2 protein-coding genes and 1 pseudogene are annotated in these 23094 nt (G+C 68.9%); 1 reads left to right on the top strand and 2 read right to left on the bottom strand.

The genetic code is table 11. The annotated features are described in order from the left end of the window. Positions 1-10: 10 nt before the first annotated feature. Positions 11-21361, top strand: a pseudogene (locus tag RJ03_RS37250) (SDR family NAD(P)-dependent oxidoreductase); the annotation flags it as partial. 69 nt (positions 21362-21430) lie between these two features. Here RJ03_RS37250 and RJ03_RS19060 read toward each other — a convergent pair. Continuing rightward, on the bottom strand, positions 21431-22186 hold the full coding sequence (locus RJ03_RS19060) for a thioesterase II family protein (RefSeq protein ID WP_036504326.1): 756 nt from the start codon (positions 22184-22186) through the stop codon (positions 21431-21433). 11 nt (positions 22187-22197) lie between these two features. Next, positions 22198-23013, bottom strand: coding sequence for an NADPH-dependent oxidoreductase (locus tag RJ03_RS19055; RefSeq protein WP_373281713.1), 816 nt, complete (start codon positions 23011-23013; stop codon positions 22198-22200). Positions 23014-23094: the final 81 nt, after the last annotated feature.

The raw sequence follows: 23094 nt of genomic DNA, 5'->3' as shown, positions 1-23094 counted from the left end.
CCTCCGGGAGCCGATCGCGATCGTCGGAATGGCGTGCCGGTATCCGGGCGGGGTGGATTCGCCGGAGGATCTGTGGCGGCTGGTAGCCGAGGGTGGCGACGCCACCTCGCAGTTCCCGGTGAATCGCGGGTGGGACGTCGAGCGACTCTACGATCGGACCGGGGAAACGCCGGGCAGCACCTACACCCGCGAGGGTGGTTTCCTGCATTCGGCCGGTGAATTCGATCCCGCGTTCTTCGGCATCAGCCCCAACGAGGCCGCGATGATGGATCCGCAGCAGTTCTTGCTGTTGGAGACGTCGTGGGAAGCTCTGGAGCGCTCCGGTGTGGACACGGGGTCGCTGCGCGGCAGCGCGACCGGCGTCTTCACCGGCATGATGTATCACGACTATCCGGCCAACGCGAATGCGGGATCCATTGCGTCGGGCCGGGTGTCGTACGTGTTCGGCTTCGAGGGCCCCTCGGTCACGGTCGATACGGCGTGTTCGTCGTCGCTGGTCGCGATGCATCTGGCCGCGGGATCGCTGCGGTCCGGGGAATGCGATCTGGCGCTGGCCGGCGGTGTGACGCTGATGGCGACACCGGAGACCTTCGTGGAATTCAGCCGCCAGCGCGGCTTGGCTCCGGACGGCCGATGCAAGTCGTTCGCGGACGCGGCCGACGGTGTGGGCTGGTCCGAGGGCGTCGGAGTGCTCGTCCTGGAACGCCTTTCCGATGCGCAGCGCAACGGCCATCGAATTCTCGCGGTCATCGCCGGTTCGGCGGTGAATCAGGATGGTGCGTCCAATGGTTTGACGGCGCCGAACGGTCCGTCGCAGCGGCGGGTGATCCGGCAGGCCCTGGCCAATGCGGGGCTCTCCCCGACGGATGTGGATGCGGTCGAAGCACACGGCACCGGAACGACGCTGGGTGATCCGATCGAGGCCCAGGCGCTGCTCGCCACCTACGGTCAGGGCCGGGACGCCGGTAGTCCGCTCTGGTTGGGGTCGCTCAAGTCGAATATCGGTCACGCACAAGCCGCTGCGGGTGTGGGTGGTGTGATCAAGATGGTCATGGCGATGCGCCACGGCGTGCTGCCGAAGACTCTGCATGTCGACCGTCCGAGTACGAAAGTCGATTGGGCGCAAGGCAATATCGGGTTGCTGACCGAGCCGGTGCCGTGGCCGGAGGTGGATCGGCCGCGTCGGGCGGGTGTGTCCTCGTTCGGGATCAGCGGCACCAACGCGCACGTGATCGTCGAACAAGCACCGGCGACCGACACGATGGCCGATCCGGTATCGAGGACCGCACCCGTGGGCGGGTTGCTGCCGTGGGTGATCTCGGCGCGCAGTGGTCCGGCACTCGTGGATCAGGCCACACGCCTTGCGGCCCACATCGGAAATCCGGAATCGGCTGCGGAAGAACAGGATCCGCTCGATATCGGCGTGTCGCTGGCGTCCACGCGTGCGGTGTTCGAGCATCGTGCCGTCGTGCTGGCCGGCGATCGCGAGGATCTGCTCGCGGGTGTGCGTGCGGTGGCGGCGGGCGAGTCCGTGTCCGGTGTGGTGTCGGGTCGGGTGGTGCCGGGTTCGACGGGTGTGGTGTTCTCGGGTCAGGGTGCGCAGTGGGCCGGTATGGCTGCCGGGCTGCGCGTGTATCCGGTGTTCGCGGAGCATTTCGACCGTATCGTGGCCGAGCTGGAACCGGCTCTGGGACAGTCTGTTTCGCTGGTCGATGCGTTGGTGGACGAGGATCTGGTCGATCGGACGGTGTTCGCGCAGGCGGGGTTGTTCGCGTTCGAGGTGGCGTTGTATCGGCTGCTCGAATCGTGGGGGTTCCGTGCGGATGTGGTGGCGGGTCATTCGATCGGTGAGGTTGCCGCCGCGCATATCGCGGGTGTGTTGTCGCTCGAGGATGCGTGTGTTCTGGTGGCTGCGCGTGGTCGATTGATGCAGGCGCTGCCCGCCGGTGGGGCGATGGTCGCGGTGGGTGCGTCGGAGGCCGATGTATTGCCGCTGCTGAGTGCGGGCGTGTCGATCGCCGCGGTGAACGGCCCGTCCTCGGTGGTGCTGTCCGGTGTCGAAGCCGATGTGCTGGCGGTGGCCGATATGTGCTCCGGGCGTGGTTGGCGGACGAAGCGATTGCGCGTCTCGCACGCGTTCCATTCGGCGTTGATGGAGCCGATGCTCACCGAGTTCGCCTCGGCGATAAGCACTGTGGTGTTCGAGCGGCCGCGCGTGGCTGTGATATCGACGGTGACCGGTGCCAGGGTGACCGATGAGATGTCGGTTCCGTCGTACTGGGTGAATCAGGTTCGGGATTCGGTGCGGTTCGCCGAGGCGGTGGCGGCGATGGCGGAGCTGGGGGTGTCCCGTTTCGCCGAGGTCGGGCCGGATGCGGTGCTGGCCCCCATGGTCACCCAGAGCCTGGAGGACACCCGTACCGGTGCACCGGCGGTAGTGGCATTGGCACGCCGCGACCGTACCGATGCCGCGACAGTGTCGGCCGGTGTCGCCGGGTTGTTCGTCACCGGCGCCGATGTCGACTGGACCGGTTGGTACACCGGGACCGGAGCTCGGCGGATCGACCTGCCCACCTACGCCTTCCGGCACGAACGCTTCTGGCTCGACGTGCGGCAGGTGCTGGCGCAATCGTGGCTGGGAGCCGAACTGGGCGGGGTCACCGCCGTCGGCCTCGACGCCGTGTCACATCCCCTGCTCGGCGCCGCCGTACCGCATCCGGAATCGGGCGGAGTGAGCTTCACCGGCCGCTGGACGGTGGATTCCGTCGAGTGGCTGGCCGACCACAGCGTATTCGGCGTGGTCCTGCTGCCCGGCACCGGATTCGTCGAACTCGCGGGTCACGTCGGCGGCCTGCTGGGCTGCGATGTGCTGGAAGAACTCGTCCTGCACACGCCGTTGACGCTGCCCGCCCAGGGCGGTGTGTCGGTGCAGGTGGTGGTGGCCGCCGCCGACGACACCGGCCGGCGGCGACTGAGTATTCATTCGCGGGCCACCACGGACGAACCGTGGGTGATTCATGCCGAAGGCACTCTCGCCACGGGCGGGGTCGTCCCCGATTTCGATCTCCGGTCGTGGCCGCCCAGCGGAGCGCAGCCGCTGGATATCGACGACGTCTACGACGAACTGCTCGACCTCGGCTACGGCTACGGGCCCGCGTTTCGAGGCCTGCGAGCTGCATGGCAACGTGGGAACGAACTCTTCGCCGAGGTCGCGCTGCCCGACTCCGCGGAGGCCGAAAGCTTCGGCATCCACCCGGCCCTGTTCGACGCCGCACTGCACGTGCGGATCGTGCACGGCCTGCGCAGCGAAGGGGGTACCTCCCCGGCGTTGCCGTTCACCTGGAACAACGTGGCGTTGCACGCGGCCGGGGCCGCGGTGGTGCGCGTCCGGATCGTTGTGGACGGTGAGAAGTTCGGCGTGCGGATCGCCGATGCGCAGGGCGAACCGGTCCTGTCGGTGGCCGCGCTCGTATCCCGGCCGGTGACGGCCCGGCATCTCGACGCGAACCGGGTGTCGCAGGACCTGTTCGGGGTGGAGTGGATCGCGGTTCCGAGTGTGCCGGTGGCCCTCGACCCGAACCGGGTGGCGGTGCTGGGCGCCGGTCGCGATTCGGGGGAGATACGCGGATACCGCGACCTCGAGGCGTTGATCGCCGATCTGGACGCGGTCACGGAACCGGTCGTGCCGCAGATCGTCGTCGTCGAATGCCCTCGGGGCGAGGGCGCGCCGCCGACCGCGGCCCGGCAGGTCGTCACCGGCGTTCTCGACACCGTGCAGCGGTGGCTGAGCGATCCGCGTTTCACCGCGTCACGCTTGGTCGTCGTGACCAGAAACGCTGTGGCCGTGAATGATTCGGAGACGCTAAATCTGGCGCAGGCGCCGGTGTGGGGGCTGGTCCGGGCCGCGCAGGCCGAACATCCGGATCGATTCCACCTGCTCGACCTGGACGACCCGGACGGCTCCCACGAGACTCGCGCGCCGATGGCCGTGGCGTCGCTGTCCGCCGCTGTCACGGGTGAGCCGGAGGTCGCCGTGCGTGGTGCGGTCGTATCGGTGCCGCGTTTGACCCGTCACCCTGCCGGTGACGCGGTTCGCCTACAGCCGGGCACGGTATTGGTGACCGGTGGGACGGGTGGTCTGGGTGCGTTGCTCGCTCGGCATCTGGTGGTGAATCACGGTGTGACGCATCTTGTTCTGGCGTCGCGTCGGGGTTTGGCTGCGCCTGGTGCCGAGCGGTTGCGTGATGAGCTGGTGGCGTTGGGTGCGGGGGTGCGTGTTGTCGCCTGTGATGTGTCGGATCGTGACGCGTTGTCGGAGTTGGTCGACGGTATTTCGGGTGAGTTTCCGTTGGTGGGTGTGGTGCACGCCGCGGGTGTCGCGGATAACGGTGTGGTGGAGTCGATTACGGCGGAGCGTGTTGATTCGGTGTTCGCGCCGAAGGTGGATGCGGCGTGGCATCTGCACGAGTTGACTCGCGGTCGGTCGTTGTCGTTGTTCGTATTGGTGTCGTCGGCTGGTGGTTTGGTGCTGGCGGCGGGTCAGGCGAATTATGCTGCGGCGAACGTGTTTCTGGATGCGTTGGCTGTTCATCGTCGTGCCGCGGGTCTGCCCGCGACCGCCATCGACTACGGCCTGTGGGAGCGCTCGAGCGGACTCGGCACCGCATTGTCCGAAGCCGATTTCGACTGGATGCGCAGGCAGGGTTTCCCCGCGCTCACCGAGGCGGAAGGGCTGGGGCTCTTCGATGCGGCACTGGCGACCGACACCGCTCAGCTCGTGGCACTCCGGGTCGACCCGGCCGTGCTCCGGCAGCGCGGCGAGAGCGTGCCGGCGCTGCTGCGTGGCATCGCACCGGTGACCGCTCGCCGACGCGCGAACACGTCCGCGGCGGATCGGACCTTCCTGGATACGCTGGCTGGTTTGTCGGATGTGGATCGGCATGTGGCTGTGGTGGATGTGGTGCGGTCGGTGGCTGCGGGTGTGTTGGGGCATGTGTCGGTGGATGGTGTGGAGCCGTTGCGTGCTTTTTCGGAGTTGGGTTTCGATTCGTTGGGTGCGGTGGAGTTTCGGAATCGGTTGTCGGTGGCGACGGGTTTGAAGCTTCCGGCGACGTTGATTTTCGATTATCCGAATGCGGAGGTGGTGGCTGAGTTCATCGGGTCGGAGTTGTCGGGTGGGCCCGTTGACGATGAGGAGGTAATCGGCCGGGTTCGGGTGGATGATGATCCGGTTGCGATTGTGGCGATGAGTTGCCGGTATCCGGGTGGTGTGGGGTCGCCGGAGGATTTGTGGCGGTTGGTCGCCGAGGGCATCGACACCACCGGCGAACTGCCGACGGACCGTGGTTGGGACATCGAAGGCATCTACGATCCCGAGCCGGGTAAGGCGGGCAAGACCTACACGCGGCGCGGTGGATTTCTGTATTCCGCAGCCGATTTCGATGCCGACTTCTTCGGTATCAGCCCGAACGAGGCCATGGTGATGGATCCGCAGCAGCGGCTGCTGCTGGAGACCTCGTGGGAGGCGCTGGAACGGGCCGGGATCGATCCTGCCGTGCTGCGTGGCAGCTCGACCGGTGTGTTCACCGGTGTGATGTACCACGACTACGCGCAGGGAACGCAGGGCGCCAACAGTGCCGGCGGCAGTCTGGTCTCCGGCCGCGTCGCCTACACGCTGGGTCTGGAAGGTCCTGCGGTGTCGGTGGATACGGCGTGTTCGTCGTCGCTGGTCGCGCTGCATCTGGCCGCGGGATCGCTGCGGTCGGGCGAATGCGATCTGGCCCTGGCCGGCGGAGTCGCGGTGATGGCCTCGCCGGACATGTTCCTCGAGTTCAGCCGTCAGCGCGGTCTCTCACCCGACGGTCGGTGCCGAGCCTTCGCCGACGCGGCGGACGGTGTGGGCTGGTCCGAGGGCGTCGGCGTGCTCGTGCTGGAACGGCTTTCCGATGCGCGGCGCAACGGCCATCAGGTGCTGGCGGTCATCGCCGGTTCCGCGGTGAACCAGGACGGTGCGTCGAACGGTTTCACCGCGCCGAACGGCCCCTCGCAGCAGCGGGTCATCCGCCGCGCGCTGGCCGATGCCGGACTCTCCGCGGGGGAGGTGGACGCGATCGAAGGCCACGGCACCGGGACGACGCTGGGTGATCCCATCGAGGCCCAGGCGCTGCTGGCGACCTACGGCCGGGACCGCGCTGCCGATCGCCCGTTGTGGTTGGGGTCGTTGAAGTCCAATATCGGTCATGCCCAGGCGGCCGCGGGTGTAGGTGGTGTGATCAAGATGGTCATGGCGATGCGCCACGGCGTGCTGCCGAAGACGTTGCATGTCGATCGGCCGAGTACCAAGGTCGATTGGGCGCAGGGCAGTATCGAGTTGCTGACCGAACCGGTGCCGTGGCCGGAGGCGGATCGGCCGCGTCGCGCCGGGGTGTCCTCGTTCGGAATCAGCGGCACCAACGCGCACCTCATCCTCGAACAGGCACAGAGCATGGCGGCGCCGGCGGAGCCCGCGCGCATCGCTCCGGCAGGCGGCGTCCTGCCGTGGGTGATCTCGGCGCGCAGTGCTGCGGCCCTCGCCGGCCAAGCCGACCGTCTCGCGTCCCATATCGGCGAGGAGCACGATCCGATCGACATCGGCTCGTCGCTGGCGTCCACCCGCAGTGTGCTCGAGCATCGTGCCGTCGTCCTGGGCGGCGACCGTGCCGAATTGCTCGCGGGCACAACGGGATTGGCCACCGGCGAGCATCTGCCGAGTGTGGTGTCGGGTCGGGTGGTGCCGGGTTCGACGGGTGTGGTGTTCTCGGGCCAGGGTGCGCAGTGGGCGGGGATGGCTGCCGGGCTGCGCGTGTATCCGGTGTTCGCGGAGCATTTCGACCGTATCGTGGCCGAGCTGGATCCGGTTCTGGGACAGTCTGTTTCGCTGGTCGATGCGTTGGTGGACGAGGATCTTGTCGATCGGACGGTGTTCGCGCAGGCGGGGTTGTTCGCGTTCGAGGTGGCGTTGTATCGGCTGCTCGAATCGTGGGGGTTCCGTGCGGATGTGGTGGCGGGTCATTCGATCGGTGAGGTCGCCGCCGCCCATATCGCGGGTGTGGTGTCGCTCGAGGATGCGTGTGTGCTGGTGGCTGCGCGTGGTCGCCTGATGCAGGCGCTGCCCGCGGGTGGGGCGATGGTCGCGGTCGGTGCGTCCGAGACCGACGTGCTGACGCTGCTGAATTCCGGTGCGGTGCCGACCGGTGACGTGTCGATCGCGGCGGTGAACGGTCCCGTGGCGGTCGTGCTCTCCGGTGCCGAGGACCAAGTCTCGGCGCTGGCCGATGCCTGTGCCGAGCGTGGTTGGCGCACGCATCGCCTGCGGGTGTCGCATGCGTTCCATTCGGCGTCGATGGAGCCGATGCTCGCCGAATTCGCTTCGGCCATCGACGGTGTGAACTTCGGACGTCCGGAGGTCGCACTGGTATCCACGGTGACCGGCGCGAGGGTGACCGACGAGATGTCGGCCCCGTCGTACTGGGTGCGCCAGGTCCGGGATACGGTGCGCTTCGCCGATGCGGTGACCGCGATGGCGGAGCTGGGAGTGTCCCGCTTCGCCGAGGTCGGACCGGATGCGGTGCTGGCCCCGATGATCACACAAATCGTCGAACACCATGCGACACCGGCGTCCACGACCTCGGTGCCGGTCGTGGTCGCGGTGGCGCGCCGAAATCGCGCCGATGCCCGCACGGTCGCGGCCGGCGCCGCCGGACTGTTCGTCGCGGGCGCGCGGGTCGACTGGGCCGGCTGGTACGCCGGGACCGGAGCTCGGCGAATCGACCTGCCCACCTACGCCTTCCAGCGCCGGCGCTACTGGCTGGGGCCGAATGCCGGCACCGGCGGTGACCTCCGGGCGATGGGCCTGGCGTCCACCGGACACCCGCTGCTGTCGGCGGTCGTGTCGCAACCGGAGTCCGATACGGCGACGTTCACCGGCCGCCTGTCGGTGCAGACCCATCCGTGGCTGGCCGATCACCGGGTGAGGGACACGGTGTTGTTCCCCGGAACCGGCTTCGTCGAATTCGCCCTGCACGCCGGGGAACGAGCCGGTACCCCGATGCTCGACGAGTTGGTGCTGCACGCACCGCTGATATTGCCGGACACCGGCGGAGTCGCGGTACGTGTGGTGCTCGGCGAGCCGGACGCGGCGGGCCGTCGCGCGGTCCGGATCTTCTCCTGCCCCGACCGTGATGTCGAGGCGACGCCGGCGTGGACGATGCATGCCGAAGGCGTTCTCACCCCGGACGAGGCCGAGGACTTCGAACCGCTTTCCTGGCCGCCGGCCGGCGCCACCGCTGTCGACGTCGACGGCGTCTACGACGAACTCTCGCAGCTCGGCTACGGGTACGGCCCGCAGTTCCGGGGCTTGCGGGCGGCCTGGCAGCGCGGGCAGGAATTGTTCGCCGAGATCGCGCTCCCCGACACCGGGCACGCCGACGGGTTCGGCATCCATCCGGCGCTGTTCGATGCCGCACTACACGCCGGAATCGTGCACGGCTTCCGCAGCGGCGACCTCGGCGATTCCCCGGCGTTGCCGTTCATGTGGAACCGGGTGGCACTGCACGCGACCGGCGCCGCGGCGCTGCGCGTGCGGATTTCACCGGACGACGACGGATTCGGCGTGCGAATCACCGACCGGCACGGGCAGCCGGTGCTGTCGGTCGGCGCTCTCGTATCGCGGCCCGTACCGGCCGAGCGCCTCACCGCGCATCCGGGCTCGGACTCGCTGTTCGGCGTGGAGTGGATCGCCACCGCACCGGCGTCCGCGACGGTCGAACCGAATCGCATCGCGGTGGTGGGTTCCGGACACGGCTCCGACGATCAGCCACATTATCGCGATCTCGCGGCACTGATCACCGACCTGGACGCGGCCGACGATACGGTCGCACCCGACGTCGTCGTTCTCGAATGCCCCGACGACGAGTCCGCACCCCCGGTCGCGGCCCGGCAGATCACCGCCGGAATCCTCGAGACCGTGCAATTGTGGTTGCGCACTTCACTTTTCGAACACTCTCGACTGGTCGTTGTCACCCGGCACGCCGTGTCCGTCGACGGGCCCGAGCCGGTAAATCTGGCGCAGGCGCCGGTATGGGGTCTGGTGCGCGCGGCGCAGGCCGAGCACCCCGGTCGTTTCCAGCTCCTCGACCTGGATCGGGACCAGGATCTCGTCGCCGCGCTGACCACGACGGCGCCGGACGCCGCCGAGCCGGAGATCGCCGTGCGCGGGGCGGCCGCGCTGGTACCGCGGTTGCGCCGGCACGCGACCGGTGCGGCCGTTGCCTCGATCGCGGCCGGCACCGTGCTGGTCACCGGCGGGACCGGTGGCCTCGGTGCGTTGATGGCACGGCACCTCGTGGTGAAACACGGTGTGACGCAGCTTGCGCTGGTGTCGCGCAGCGGACCGGGCGCGCCGGGCGCCGAGCAGTTGCGTGACGAACTGGTCGAACTCGGCGCGCAGGTGCGGATCGCGTCGTGTGATGTGTCGGACCGCGAGGCGTTGGCCGCGTTGATCGACGATATTCCGGACGAGCATCCGCTGATCGGCGTGGTGCATGCGGCGGGCGCCGCCGACAACGGACTGATCGAGTCGATCACGGCGGATCGGTTCGGGCCGGTGTTCGCACCGAAGGTCGACGCGGCCTGGCATCTGCACGAGTTGACGTGTGATCGGCCGTTGTCGCTGTTCGTGGTGGTGTCGTCGGCCGGCGGTTCGGTGCTGGCGGCGGGGCAGGCGAATTATGCTGCGGCGAACGTGTTTCTGGACGCGCTGGCCGCCCATCGCCACGCCGCAGGTCTACCCGCGACCGCCATCGATTACGGATTGTGGGCGACATCGACCGGTCTCGGTTCGATGCTGTCGGAGGGGGACGTCGAGCGCATCCGGCGGCAGGGGCTTCCGCCGCTGAGCGAGACCGAAGGGCTGGAGCTGTTCGATCTGGCGATCGCCAGCGAGTCCGCGCAGCTGGTGGCATTGCGGGTCGATCCGGCGGCCCTGCGCGACCGTGGCGACGCGCTCCCGGCGCTGCTGCGTGGCATCGTCCCCGCCCCGGTACGCCGCCGGACACGAAACCAGAGTCCGGAACCCGCATTCGCCGCCACGCTGGCTGGTTTGTCGGATGTGGATCGGCATGTGGCTGTGGTGGATATGGTGCGGTCGGTGGCTGCGGGTGTGTTGGGGCATGTGTCGGTGGATGGTGTGGAGCCGTTGCGTGCTTTTTCGGAGTTGGGTTTCGATTCGTTGGGTGCGGTGGAGTTTCGGAATCGGTTGTCGGTGGCGACGGGTTTGAAGCTTCCGGCGACGTTGATTTTCGATTATCCGAATGCGGAGGTGGTGGCTGAGTTCATCGGGTCGGAGTTGGCCGGTACATCGGTTGTCGAGGAAGGGCCGGTCGGCCGGGTTCGGGTGGATGATGATCCGGTTGCGATTGTGGCGATGAGTTGCCGGTATCCGGGTGGTGTGGGGTCGCCGGAGGATTTGTGGCGGTTGGTCGCCGAGGGCATCGACACCAACGGGGAATTGCCGGTCGACCGTGGCTGGGATGTCGACGGTATCTACGACCCCGAGCCCGGCAAGCCCGGCAAGACCTACGCCCGCACCGGTGGATTCCTGTATTCCGCAGCCGATTTCGATGCCGATTTCTTCGGTATCAGTCCCAATGAGGCCATGGTGATGGATCCGCAGCAGAGATTGCTGCTGGAGACCTCGTGGGAGGCGCTGGAACGGGCCGGGATCGATCCTGCCGTGCTGCGTGGCAGCTCGACCGGTGTGTTCACCGGTGTGATGTACCACGACTACGCACAGGGCACCGGCAAGGCCGGAAGCGCCGGAGGAAGTCTCGTCTCCGGGCGGATCGCCTACACGCTGGGTCTGGAAGGTCCTGCGGTGTCGGTGGATACGGCGTGTTCGTCGTCGCTGGTGGCGATGCATCTGGCCGCGCAGTCGCTGCGGTCGGGGGAATGCGATCTGGCGCTGGCCGGCGGTGTCGCGGTCATGGCCACACCGGATATGTTCCTCGAATTCGGCAGGCAGCGTGGATTGTCACCCGACGGCCGGTGTAAGTCCTTCGCGGATGCGGCCGATGGTGTGGGCTGGGCTGAGGGTGCGGGAATGCTTGTGCTGGAACGGCTTTCCGACGCTCGTCGTCATGGTCACGAGGTTGTGGCGGTGCTGGCGGGTTCGGCGGTGAATCAGGATGGTGCGTCGAACGGTTTGACCGCGCCCAACGGTCCGTCGCAGCGGCGGGTGATCCGGCAGGCGTTGGCCAATGCCGGTCTCTCGCCTGCCGAGGTCGACGCCGTGGAGGGCCACGGTACGGGTACGACGCTGGGTGATCCGATCGAGGCCCAGGCGCTGCTCGCCACCTACGGTCAGGATCGGGACCCCACCAGTCCCCTGTGGCTCGGATCGTTGAAGTCGAACATCGGTCACGCCCAAGCCGCGGCGGGTGTGGCCGGTGTGATCAAGATGGTCATGGCGATGCGCCACGGCGTGCTGCCGAAGACACTGCATGTCGACCGGCCGAGTTCGAAAGTCGATTGGACGCAAGGCAATATCCGGTTGTTGACCGAGTCGGTCGAGTGGCCGGAGGTGAATAGGCCGCGTCGCGCCGGTATCTCGTCCTTCGGACTCAGCGGCACCAACGCCCACCTCATCGTCGAACAGGCGCCGGCCGCCGCGGCCTCCGTACCGGAGACCAGGATCGCTCCGGCCGGTGGGGTCCTGCCGTGGGTGATCTCGGCGCGCGACGGCGCCGCCCTGGCCGAACAAGCCAGACGTCTGACCGCGCGGATCGGCGACCGGCACCCGGTCGACGTCGGCTACTCGCTCGCGACCTCGCGAGTGGTGTTCGATCACCGCGCCGTGGTGCTGGCCGCCGAAGGCGACGACCTGCGGACCGGTATCCAGGCCCTCGGGCGCGGAGAGCCCCTTCCCGGCGTGGTTTCGGGCCGGGTGGTGCCGGGTTCGACGGGTGTGGTGTTCTCGGGTCAGGGTGCGCAGTGGGCTGGTATGGCCGCGGGTCTGCGTGCGTATCCGGTGTTCGCGGAGCATTTCGACCGTATCGTGGCCGAGCTGGAACCGGCTCTGGGACAGTCTGTTTCGCTGGTCGATGCGTTGGTGGACGATGAGCTGGTCGATCGGACGGTGTTCGCGCAGGCGGGGTTGTTCGCGTTCGAGGTGGCGTTGTATCGGCTGCTCGAATCGTGGGGGTTCCGTGCGGATGTGGTGGCGGGTCATTCGATCGGTGAGGTCGCGGCCGCACACGTGGCGGGAGTCCTATCGCTGGCGGACGCGTGCGTGCTGGTCGCTGCGCGCGGGCGACTGATGCAGGCGCTGCCCGCGGGCGGAGCGATGGTCGCGGTGGGCGCTTCCGAGGCGGAGGTGCCGGCGCTGCTGGATTCCGCCGGTGACGTATCGATCGCGGCGGTGAACGGTCCGTCCTCGGTGGTGTTGTCCGGTGCCGAGGCCGATGTACTGGCGGCGGCTGACAGGTGTGCCGGAAAAAGTTGGCGCACACACCGTTTGCGGGTGTCGCATGCGTTCCATTCGGCGTTGATGGAACCGATGCTGGACGAATTCGCCTCCGCGATAGACGCATTGGCGTTCGAACGTCCGACTGTGGCATTGGTGTCGACGGTGACCGGTGCCAGGGTGACCGACGAGATGTCGGTTCCGTCGTATTGGGTGAACCAGGTTCGGGATACGGTGCGGTTCGCCGCTGCGGTGACGGCGATGGCGGAGTCGGGGGTGTCCCGATTCGCCGAGCTCGGGCCGGATGCGGTGCTGGCCCCCATGGTCACCCAAACCCTCGACGCCACATCCCCCGTGGTGGCGGCATCGTCCCGCCGGCACCAGGCGGATCCGTCGACCCTGACGGCCGCAGTGGCGACACTGTTCGTCACCGGCGCGGACGTGAACTGGGGCGCCCTCTACTCCGGAACGGGCGCCCGGCGAATCGACCTGCCCACCTATGCGTTCCAGCGTCGGCGGTATTGGTTGTCCGACGAGTCGACGGCATCCGGCAGCGCCCGCGCGATGGGGCTGGTCGCCACCGAACATCCGCTGGTCTCGGCCGTGGTCTCCCAACCGGACTCCGACGGTGCGGATCTCACCGGCCGCCTGTCCCTGCGGACACATCCCTGGCTGGCCGATCACGCGGTCATGGACACCGTCCTGTTCCCCGGCACCGGTCTGGTCGAGCTCGCCCTGTACGCCGGTGAACAGGTCGGCTGCGCTCACCTCGAGCAGTTGGTCCTGCGCGCCCCGCTGGCGCTGTCGGAAACCTCCGGCACCGCGGTCCGTGTCGTGGTCGGCGCCCGGGACGAGGCCGGTCGTCGCGCGGTGCGGATCTTCTCCCGCCGCGAGGACGACGCCGATGCGCTGCCGTCCTGGATGGTGCATGCCGAAGGTACACTCGCGTCCGAAAACGCCAGTGCCGCAGTCGAATTGCGGCAGTGGCCGCCCGCGGGAGCGGTCGCGGTGGATATCGACGATGTGTACGACGCCCTCGGCGCGCAGGGATACCACTACGGTCCCGCGTTCCAGGCGCTGCGCTCGGTCTGGCGAGCGACCGGTGACGTCCTCTACGCCGAGGTCGCGCTGCCCGAGACCGCCGGCTCCGACGCCCAGCGGTTCGGCATCCACCCGGCGTTGCTGGACGCGGCCCTCCATGCGCTGCGCTTCGCCGACGCGCGGCCGGACGGTCCGGCATTACCGTTCGAGTGGTCCGGAGTCACCGTGTACGCGGCGGGGGCCGATGCGCTGCGGGTGCGGCTCACCCGCGTCGGGGAGCGGGGCGTAGCGCTGGATCTGGCGGATACCGCCGGTGCTCCGGTGGCGACGGTCCGTCACCTCGCCTCCCGTCCCGTCGATGCCGCGCAGCTCACCACCGGCGCATCCGTCGGCAACGCCCTGTTCCGGATCGACTGGACACCGATCGAGGTGGATACGGCCGAAATCGTCACGGCCACATGGCCGGAACTCGGTGACGAGGTACCGCCGGTCGTGGTGCTGGATTGCCCGGCGGGCAACGATCCCGCCACGATCCACGCCGCGACCCACCACGTGCTCGAGGTCGTGCAGTCCTGGACGACGAGCCGGCGATTCACCGAATCGGTCCTCGTGGTCCGGACGGCCGGAGCGGTGTCGGTGGCCGGAGAGGACATCACGAATCGGGCCGGCGCCGCCGTCGGCGGCCTCGTGCGCTCCGCACAAGCCGAACATCCGGGTCGCATCGTCCTGGTCGACAGCGATGCCGACCTCGATGATCTGCTCGGCGGCATCCTGGCCGCGGCCGAACCGCAGCTGGCCGTGCGGGACGGCCGAGTGCACGCCGCACGGCTGGTCCGGGCGGCTCCCGCCGCGGCCGAGGCCGTCGCGTTCGATCCGGACGAGACGGTGCTGGTCACCGGTGCCGGCGGACTCCTGGCCGGGCTCTTCGCCCGGCATCTGGTCGCCACCCGCGGCGTCCGCCACCTGCTGATGCTGAGCCGGCGCGGCGAATCCGCCTCCGGCGCAGCCACATTGCGGGCCGAACTCGGCGACCTCGGCGCCGACGTCGAATTCGCCGCCTGCGATGTCGCCGACCGCGACGCGCTCGCCGCCGTGCTGGCGGGCATACCCGCCGAGCACCCGCTGACCGGCGTCTTCCACCTGGCCGGTGTGCTCGACGACGGCGCCGTCGCGTCGCTGACCCCGGCGCGGATGGATACCGTGCTGAGCCCCAAGGTCGATGCCGCATTCCATCTGCACGAACTGACCGCCGACCTGCCCCTGCGGGCATTCGTCCTGTTCAGCTCGGTAGCCGGTGCGTTCGGCAACCCCGGGCAGGGCAACTACGCCGCGGCCAACGCATACCTGGACGCGCTCGCCACGCACCGCGTCGCGACCGGCAGGTGCGGCACATCCCTGGTGTGGGGGCTGTGGGACGGCGGTATGGCCGGGCAACTCGGCGACGTCGACCGGCACCGCATGTCCCGCTCGGGCCTGCTGCCGCTCTCGGCCGATCAGGGCCTGGCACTCTTCGACGCCGCGACCGGGATCGTTGTGCCGGTGCTCGCCCGGCTCGACACGGAGAGCATTCGCCACGCCGGAAACACCACGCCCGCATTGCTTTCCGGTCTGGTGCCGGCTCGTCGCAGTGCGGCATCGGGTGCGTTCACGGCGCTGCGCGCGCGGGTCGCGAGCACTCCCGACAGCGAGCGCTTCGGAGTTCTGGTGGAGATCGTGCGCGGACAGATCGCCGCGACTCTCGGCCACGAGCACCCGAATTCGATTGCGGCGGACCGGGCCTTCAACGAACTGGGCTTCGATTCGATCACCGCCATCGAATTCCGCAATGCCCTCAAAGCCGTCACGGGCCTGCCGCTGCCCGCCACCCTGGTGTTCGACTATCCGACACCCGAGGCACTGGCACGACATCTCGCCGAGGAGTTCACCGGAACCGCGCGGGACAGCGTGGTCACCGCGACCCGTCCGGTCGACGACGACCCGATCGCGGTGGTCGGCATGGCGTGCCGGTACCCCGGCGGCATCACCTCCCCCGAGGAACTCTGGGATCTGGTGCGCGCCGGAGCGGACGCGATCACGACACTTCCGGCCGACCGCGGCTGGGACATCGCCGGCATCTACGACCCGGAGCCCGGCCGCGCGGGCAAGTCCTACACCAGAGAAGGCGGATTCCTGCACGGCGCAGCCGATTTCGACCCCGAGTTCTTCGGTATCGGCCCCAACGAAGCCACCATGATGGACCCCCAGCAGCGACAGTTGCTGGAGACGACCTGGGAGGCGTTGGAGCGCGCCGGTCTCGACCCCACGGTGCTGCGGGGCAGCTCGACCGGGGTCTTCGCCGGCGTGATGTACCACGACTACGCCCAGGGCAGCGGCAACAGCGCGACCGGCAGCCTGGTCTCCGGTCGGATCGCCTACACATTGGGTCTGGAAGGCCCTGCGGTGTCGGTGGATACGGCGTGTTCGTCGTCGCTGGTGGCGATGCATCTGGCCGCGCAATCGTTGCGGTCCGGTGAGTGTGATCTGGCGTTGGCCGGTGGTGTGACGGTGATGGCGACACCGGAGACGTTCGTGGAGTTCAGTCGTCAGCGTGGGTTGTCGCCCGACGGCCGGTGTAAGTCCTTCGCGGATGCGGCCGATGGTGTGGGCTGGTCCGAGGGTGCGGGAATGCTTGTGCTGGAACGGCTTTCCGATGCTCGCCGCCATGGCCACGAGGTGTTGGCAGTGCTGGCGGGTTCGGCGGTGAATCAGGACGGTGCCTCGAATGGTTTGACCGCGCCGAACGGTCCGTCGCAGCGGCGGGTGATCCGGCAGGCGCTGGCCAATGCGGGGCTCTCCCCGACGGATGTGGATGCGGTCGAAGCACACGGCACCGGCACCACGTTGGGTGATCCGATCGAGGCTCAAGCATTGCTTGCCACCTACGGTCAGGATCGGGCCGCGGATCGGCCGTTGTGGTTGGGGTCGTTGAAATCCAATATCGGTCATGCTCAGGCTGCTGCGGGTGTGGGTGGTGTGATCAAGATGGTCATGGCGATGCGCCACGGGGAACTTCCGCGGACACTGCACGTCGATGCGCCCAGCACCAAGGTCGATTGGTCCGAAGGGCAGGTGCGGTTGCTGACCGAACCGGTGCCGTGGCCGGAGGTGGATCGGCCGCGTCGCGCGGGTGTGTCCTCGTTCGGGATCAGCGGCACCAACGCCCACGTCATCGTCGAGCAGGCCCCGGCCACCGAGACCGCGCCGGCGGTGTCCACCGTCCCGGCCGTCCTGCCATGGACACTCTCGGCGCGCAACGGTGACGCACTCACCGGCCAGGCGGCTCGCCTCGCCTCGCATGTGGACGCGCACGATCCGGAGGCCGTGGATGTCGGCTTCTCGCTGGCGTCCATGCGTGCGGTGTTCGAGCATCGTGCCGTCGTGCTGGCCGGCGATCGTGACGGTCTGCTCGCGGGAGTGCGTGCGGTGGCGGCGAGCGAGACCGTGTCCGGTGTCGTTTCGGGCCGGGTGGTGCCGGGTTCGACGGGTGTGGTGTTCTCGGGCCAGGGTGCACAGTGGGCTGGTATGGCCGCGGGTCTGCGCGTGTATCCGGTGTTCGCGGAGCATTTCGACCGTATCGTGGCCGAGCTGGATCCGGTTCTGGGACAGTCTGTTTCGCTGGTCGATGCGTTGGTGGACGAGGATCTTGTCGATCGGACGGTGTTCGCGCAGGCGGGGTTGTTCGCGTTCGAGGTGGCGTTGTATCGGCTGCTCGAATCGTGGGGGTTCCGTGCGGATGTGGTGGCGGGTCATTCGATCGGTGAGGTCGCCGCCGCCCATATCGCGGGTGTGGTGTCGCTCGAGGATGCGTGTGTGCTGGTGGCTGCGCGTGGTCGCCTGATGCAGGCGCTGCCCGCGGGCGGGGCGATGATCGCCGTCGGTGCCTCCGAGGCCGATGTCCCGGCCGTGCTGACCGGCGACGTCTCGATCGCCGCGGTGAACGGTCCGTCCTCGGTGGTGCTGTCCGGTGTCGAAGCCGATGTGCTGGCCGCCGCCGAGCGGTGCACGGAAAACGGTTGGCGCACACATCGTTTACGTGTGTCGCATGCGTTCCACTCCGCATCGATGGAACCGATGCTGGACGAATTCGCCTCGGCGATAAGCACTGTGACGTTCCGGCGCCCGGATATGCCGCTGGTGTCCACCGCAACCGGCGCCAGGGTGACCGACGAGATGTCGGATCCGTCCTACTGGGTGCGTCAGGTGCGCGACGCGGTGCGATTCGCCGACGCGGTCCGGACGATGGCGGAACTGGGAGCGACACGCTTCGCCGAGGTCGGGCCCGACGCGGTGTTGACGACCATGGTCGCCCGAACCGTCGATGCCGCAACCACGATCGCCCTCGCCACCCGCCACCATGCGGACCCCGAGACCTTGCTGACCGGGCTCGCCCGCCTGTACGTCGCGGGTGCGCCGGTGGATTGGGCCGGCTACTACGCCGGCTCCGGCGGCACCCGGACCGATCTGCCGACCTACCACTTCCAGCACCGCCGTTTCTGGGCCACGGGCCGGCTGCACGCCGGAGAACCGTCGGCACTCGGCCTGCGGTCCACCGAACACCCCATGCTGGGCGCGTTGGTCGCGCAGCCCGAAGGCGGCGGCGTCCGCCTCACCGGGCGGTTGTCCACGGCCACGCATCCGTGGCTGGCCGATCACGACGTCCTCGGCGTGGTGCTGCTGCCCGGAACCGGCTTCGTCGAGTTGGCGGTCCACGCCGGAGATCAGGTCGGCTGTCCGGAACTGGCCGATCTCACACTGCTGGCGCCGCTGACGTTCAGCGGGCCCGGTGGAGTGCAGATCCAGGTGGTCGTCGGCGATGGTGACGAGACCGGTCACCGGCGCATCGACATCTACTCCCGCCGGGACGAGGACGATCCGGCCGTCCCGTGGACACATCACGCGCAAGGACAGATGAGCCCGAGCGAGGAGACCGACGAACCGGCGGACTGGGCCGATTTCGTGCAGTGGCCGCCGGTCGGCGCCACGGAGGTCACCGTGGACGGCGCGTACGACGAACTCGCCGACCACGGATACCACTACGGTCCCGCCTTCCGCGGTCTGACGGCGGTGTGGCGGCGCGGCGATGACCTGTTCGCCGAGGTCGCGCTGCCGGAGCAGACCACCGCACAGGGTTACGGCATGCATCCGGCGCTGCTCGACGCGGCCCTGCACGCGCTCACCGTCGGCCTGCCGCGCGGCACGGACGAGGAGGCCGAGCGGCAGACCCTGGTTCCGTTCACCTGGTCGTCGGTGCGTCTGTACGCCGACGGCGCCCGCCGGGTGCGGGTGCGCCTGACCGAACCGAACGAGGGCGCGGTCACGGTGGCGCTGGCCGATTCCGGTGGCGCGCCGCTGCTTTCGGTGCGATCGCTCGCCTTGCGTCCGCTCTCGCCCGAACTGCTCGCGGCATCGTCTCGCTCCCACGACGCGCTGTACGAACTCGCGTGGCGGCCCGGCCCGCAGCCGCGCCCCGCGGAGAATTCCTGGGCCGAGTGGGGTGCGCCGGAGCCGGCCTCGGTCCTCGTCTACCGGCCCCCGGTCGGCGAGGTCGCGGTGCCGGCGCGACTGCGCACGGCCCTGTACGACACACTCGGTGTCGTCCAGGAGTTCTTGAACGACGAACGTTGTGCCACAAGCACTCTCGTGGTCGTCACCGACTCCACCGGCGATCCTGCCGCCGCCGCGGTATGGGGCCTGGTACGCGCCGCGCAAGCGGAGAATCCGGGACGGATCGTGCTCGTCGAGGCGGACGAGGCGACCACGACGCACGACCTCGTGGCCGCCGCGGCGACGGGTGAACCGGAACTGGCCGTCGACGCGGCCGGGATTCGGGTGCCGCGGCTGGTCCGGGTCGCGGCTCCCGGGACGACGCCGCCCACCGTCTGGGATTCCGAACGGACCGTGCTGATCACCGGCGGCACCGGCGGGATCGGCCGCCACCTCGCCCGGCATCTGGTGCATGCGCACGGGGTGCGCCACCTGGTGCTGGCCGGTCGGCGCGGACCGGCCGCGGCCGCGGATCTCGTCGCGGAACTCGGCGCTCTCGGCGCCCGGGTTCGGGTTGCGGCCTGCGACGTCACCGACCGGGACGCGGTGCGGCAACTGCTCGACTCGATCTCCGCCGAGCATCCGCTGGGCGCGATCGTGCACGCGGCCGGGGTCGCCGACAACGGCCTGGTCGATACCTTGACCCCGGACCGGATCGACCACTGCCTGACCGCCAAGGCCGATGCCGCCTGGTACCTGCACGAGCTCACCCGCGACGCCGGACTGTCCGCGTTCGTCACGATCTCCTCGGTGGCGGGGTCGATCCTGCCCGCCGGCCAGGGCGGATACGCGGCGGCGAACCTGTTCCTCGACGCGCTCGCGACCTATCGCCACGCCGAAGGTCTGCCGGCCACGTCACTCGCCTACGGCATGTGGGATATCGACACCGGATTGTCGCAATGGCTCGGCGAGGCCGACCGGCAGCGCATGCGGCGCCAAGGCTTTTCGCCGCTGCCCGCCGGCACCGCCCTCGAATTGTTCGATGCGGCACTGTCTTCCGGCCGTCCGGTGCAGGTGCCGGTGGCGATCGACCACGCCGTCCTGCGTGCCCGCGACACGGTTCCCGCACTTCTCAGGGATCTGGCCGCGAAGCCGGGACGGCGCCAACGCGTCACGACGCCCGACGCCACGGCACTGCGCAACCATCTGGCGCAGCTGCCGGAGCCTGATCGGGAACAGTGGTTGCTGACGCACATCCTCGAGCATGCCGCCCGGCTGCTCGGCCACGACAGCACCGATGCGCTCGACCCGGAGCGGGACTTCCTCGAATCGGGCTTCGACTCGCTGGCCGCCATGGAGTTGCGCGGCGCGCTCAACGCGTCCACCGGGCTGGCGCTGTCCACGGCGGCGATCTTCGACCACAAGACGCCCGCCGCGCTGGCCCGGCACCTACGCGAGGAACTCGGCACCCCGCCCCGAGCGGCCGACAGCCCTGCGGGCGTGGACGATTCGCTGTACGGGATGTTCCGCGGCGCGGTGACGAGCGGTCAGGCCGGCAAGGGCTTCGCCCTGCTGCGAGCGGTGGCGGAACTGCGGGACCACTTCACCGCCGACGAGCAACCGGAACGGCTGCCGACGCCGGCCCGGCTCGCCGCGGGCTCGACCCTGCCCCGGATCATCTGCCTCAATCCGCCGCTGGCCACCGGCGGCGCGCACCAGTACGCCCGGATCGCATCGCAGCTGCGCACCGGCCGCGACGTACTGGCGCTACCGCTGATCGGTTTCGGTGCGGGCGAACCACTCCCGGCGACACCGGTCGCGGCGCTCGCGGCGGTGGCGCGCGGGGTGGTGGCGGCCGCGCAGGGTGAGCCGTTCGTCCTGCTCGGGCACTCCTCGGGCGGTCTGCTGGCCTACCTCGTCACCGAATATCTGGAGGCGGCGGGCGGTCCGGCTCCCGCCGGCGTGGTCATGCTGGACACCTACCCCGCGCACGAGGGCGGGGAATGGCTGCTGCGAGAGATGGCCGAACACATGGTCGCGAACGAGGCCACATTCGGTCGGTTCGACCAGGCCCGGCTCACCGGAATGGGCCGGTATGTGCAGGTGCTGCACGAGCTGGTGCCGGGTTCCGTCGACACACCGACACTGTTCGTCCAGTGTGCGCGGTCGTTCCTGGACGGCTCGTCGGAGCGTGCGAACTGGCAGACCCGGCCGTGGGACGCGACCCACACCGTCGTGCCGGTGGCGGCCGATCACTTCACGATTCTCGAGGACGGCGCGGCGGAGGTCGCCGAGGCGATCGAGAACTGGCTCGCACGCTGAAGGCGGCGACCGGGCGGGCGAATACGCTCGCCCGGTCGTTCTCGCCTAATTCGACAGCGCTCGCGAACTGTGCTGGGAAATCAACTGCGCCACCGCATCACCATTGGCGTCGAGAAAGAAGTGACCGCCGGGAAATGTGCGGGCGAGGAAATTTCCGGTGGTGTGCGAGCCCCAGCCCTCGATATCGGCGAGACGCGCATCGGCGTCGCGATCACCGGCCAGTGCGACGATGGGACATTCGACGGTCGCCTCCGGGGCACAGACGTAGGTTTCGATGGCCCGGTAGTCGTTTCTGGTGACCGCCAGAATCATGTCGCGCATTTCCGGATCCTCGAGCAGCGCCGCCGGGGTGCCGCCGTAGTTCAGGAGATGATCGGCCAGCGCGCGGTCGCCCAGCGTGTGCATCACCTCGATGCCCTGTTGCGAGGGGGCACGGCGGCCCGAGGCGAACAGTACCGCCGCCCGCGCGTCGGTGTCCCGTTCGAGGCGCCGGCAGGTTTCGAATGCCACCGCCGATCCCATGCTGTGGCCGAACAGGGAGAAATGCGATACGCCGGCGAGCGTCTCGGTCAATTCGGTGAACAGGCCGTCGACGAGATCGGAAATGCTGTCGATGAGCGGCTCGCGCCGTCGGTCCTGCCGCCCGGGATATTGCACGGCGACGACGTCGTATTCCGATCCGAGGCGTTTGGCCAACAGCCCGTACGAGATGGCGGATCCGCCGGCATGGGGAAAGCAGACCACCGTGTGCGATCCGTTCTCCGGAGCGGGGGACAGACGACGCAGCCAGCTATTACCCACGGGCCGAAAGCCTACACCGACGGAAAACCCTGACGCCGTAGATGTTCTCGCAGGCGGTGCCTGCCTTTGAGACTGTCGCGGTCGGCGAGGCGCTGGAGAACGGTGGTGATCCAGCCGATCGAGCGACCGTGTTCGGCGTTGTACTCGGACAGCCTCGCGTCGTAATCGTCGATCACGGCATCCCCGGCGGCGTCGTAGACGTCGTGGTGCAGGACCGCGCGTTGCGGCAGCCGCGGTTTCACACCGGCGGATTCGGCGGGATCGGGCACACCGACCGCCAGCCCGAAGGCGGCGAACACCCGGTCCGGCAGATTCAGCTCGGCGGCGACGCCGTCGGGGTTGTTGCGGATACCGCCCACGAAAACCGTGCCCAGGCCCAGTGATTCGGCCGCGATCACCGCGTTCTGTGCCGCGAGGGACGTATCCACGAAACCGAGAATCGTGGACTCGAGGTATTCGGTCGCGTCGACCGTCGCCCGGCGGGCCGCCGCGAGCCGGGCGATCCGGCCCAGATCGGCCAGCCACACCAGGAACAGCGGTGCGCGGCGGATGAAATCCTGATCGCCCGCCAGCGTCGCCAGTCGATCGCGGCGCGCCGGATCCCGCACCGCGACGACGCTCCACGCCTGCAGATTCGACGAGGTCGACGCCGACTGCGCCGCCGCGACGATCGCGGTCAACTCCTCCTCACCCACGGGCTCGTCGAGGAAGGCGCGCACCGACCGGTGCGCGAGCTGCAACTCGATCACCGAATTGGTCCGCGCCAGCGAGGTCAGCTCCGGATCGCGGTAACGGCCGCGCACGGGATGCAGGTTCGTCGTCGTCACCCGGACAGTGTGGCGTCCCGCGGCGGGCGAGCTCCATCGTTGCGATCACCGTGCGCCGATGGACCGCCGTCGTACCGGGCC

Origin of the sequence: Nocardia aobensis NBRC 100429 (assembly GCF_000308375.1) — a bacterium.
In the GTDB taxonomy this organism is placed as follows: domain Bacteria; phylum Actinomycetota; class Actinomycetes; order Mycobacteriales; family Mycobacteriaceae; genus Nocardia; species Nocardia aobensis.
This window is presented reverse-complemented; position numbering and strand designations above follow the sequence as displayed.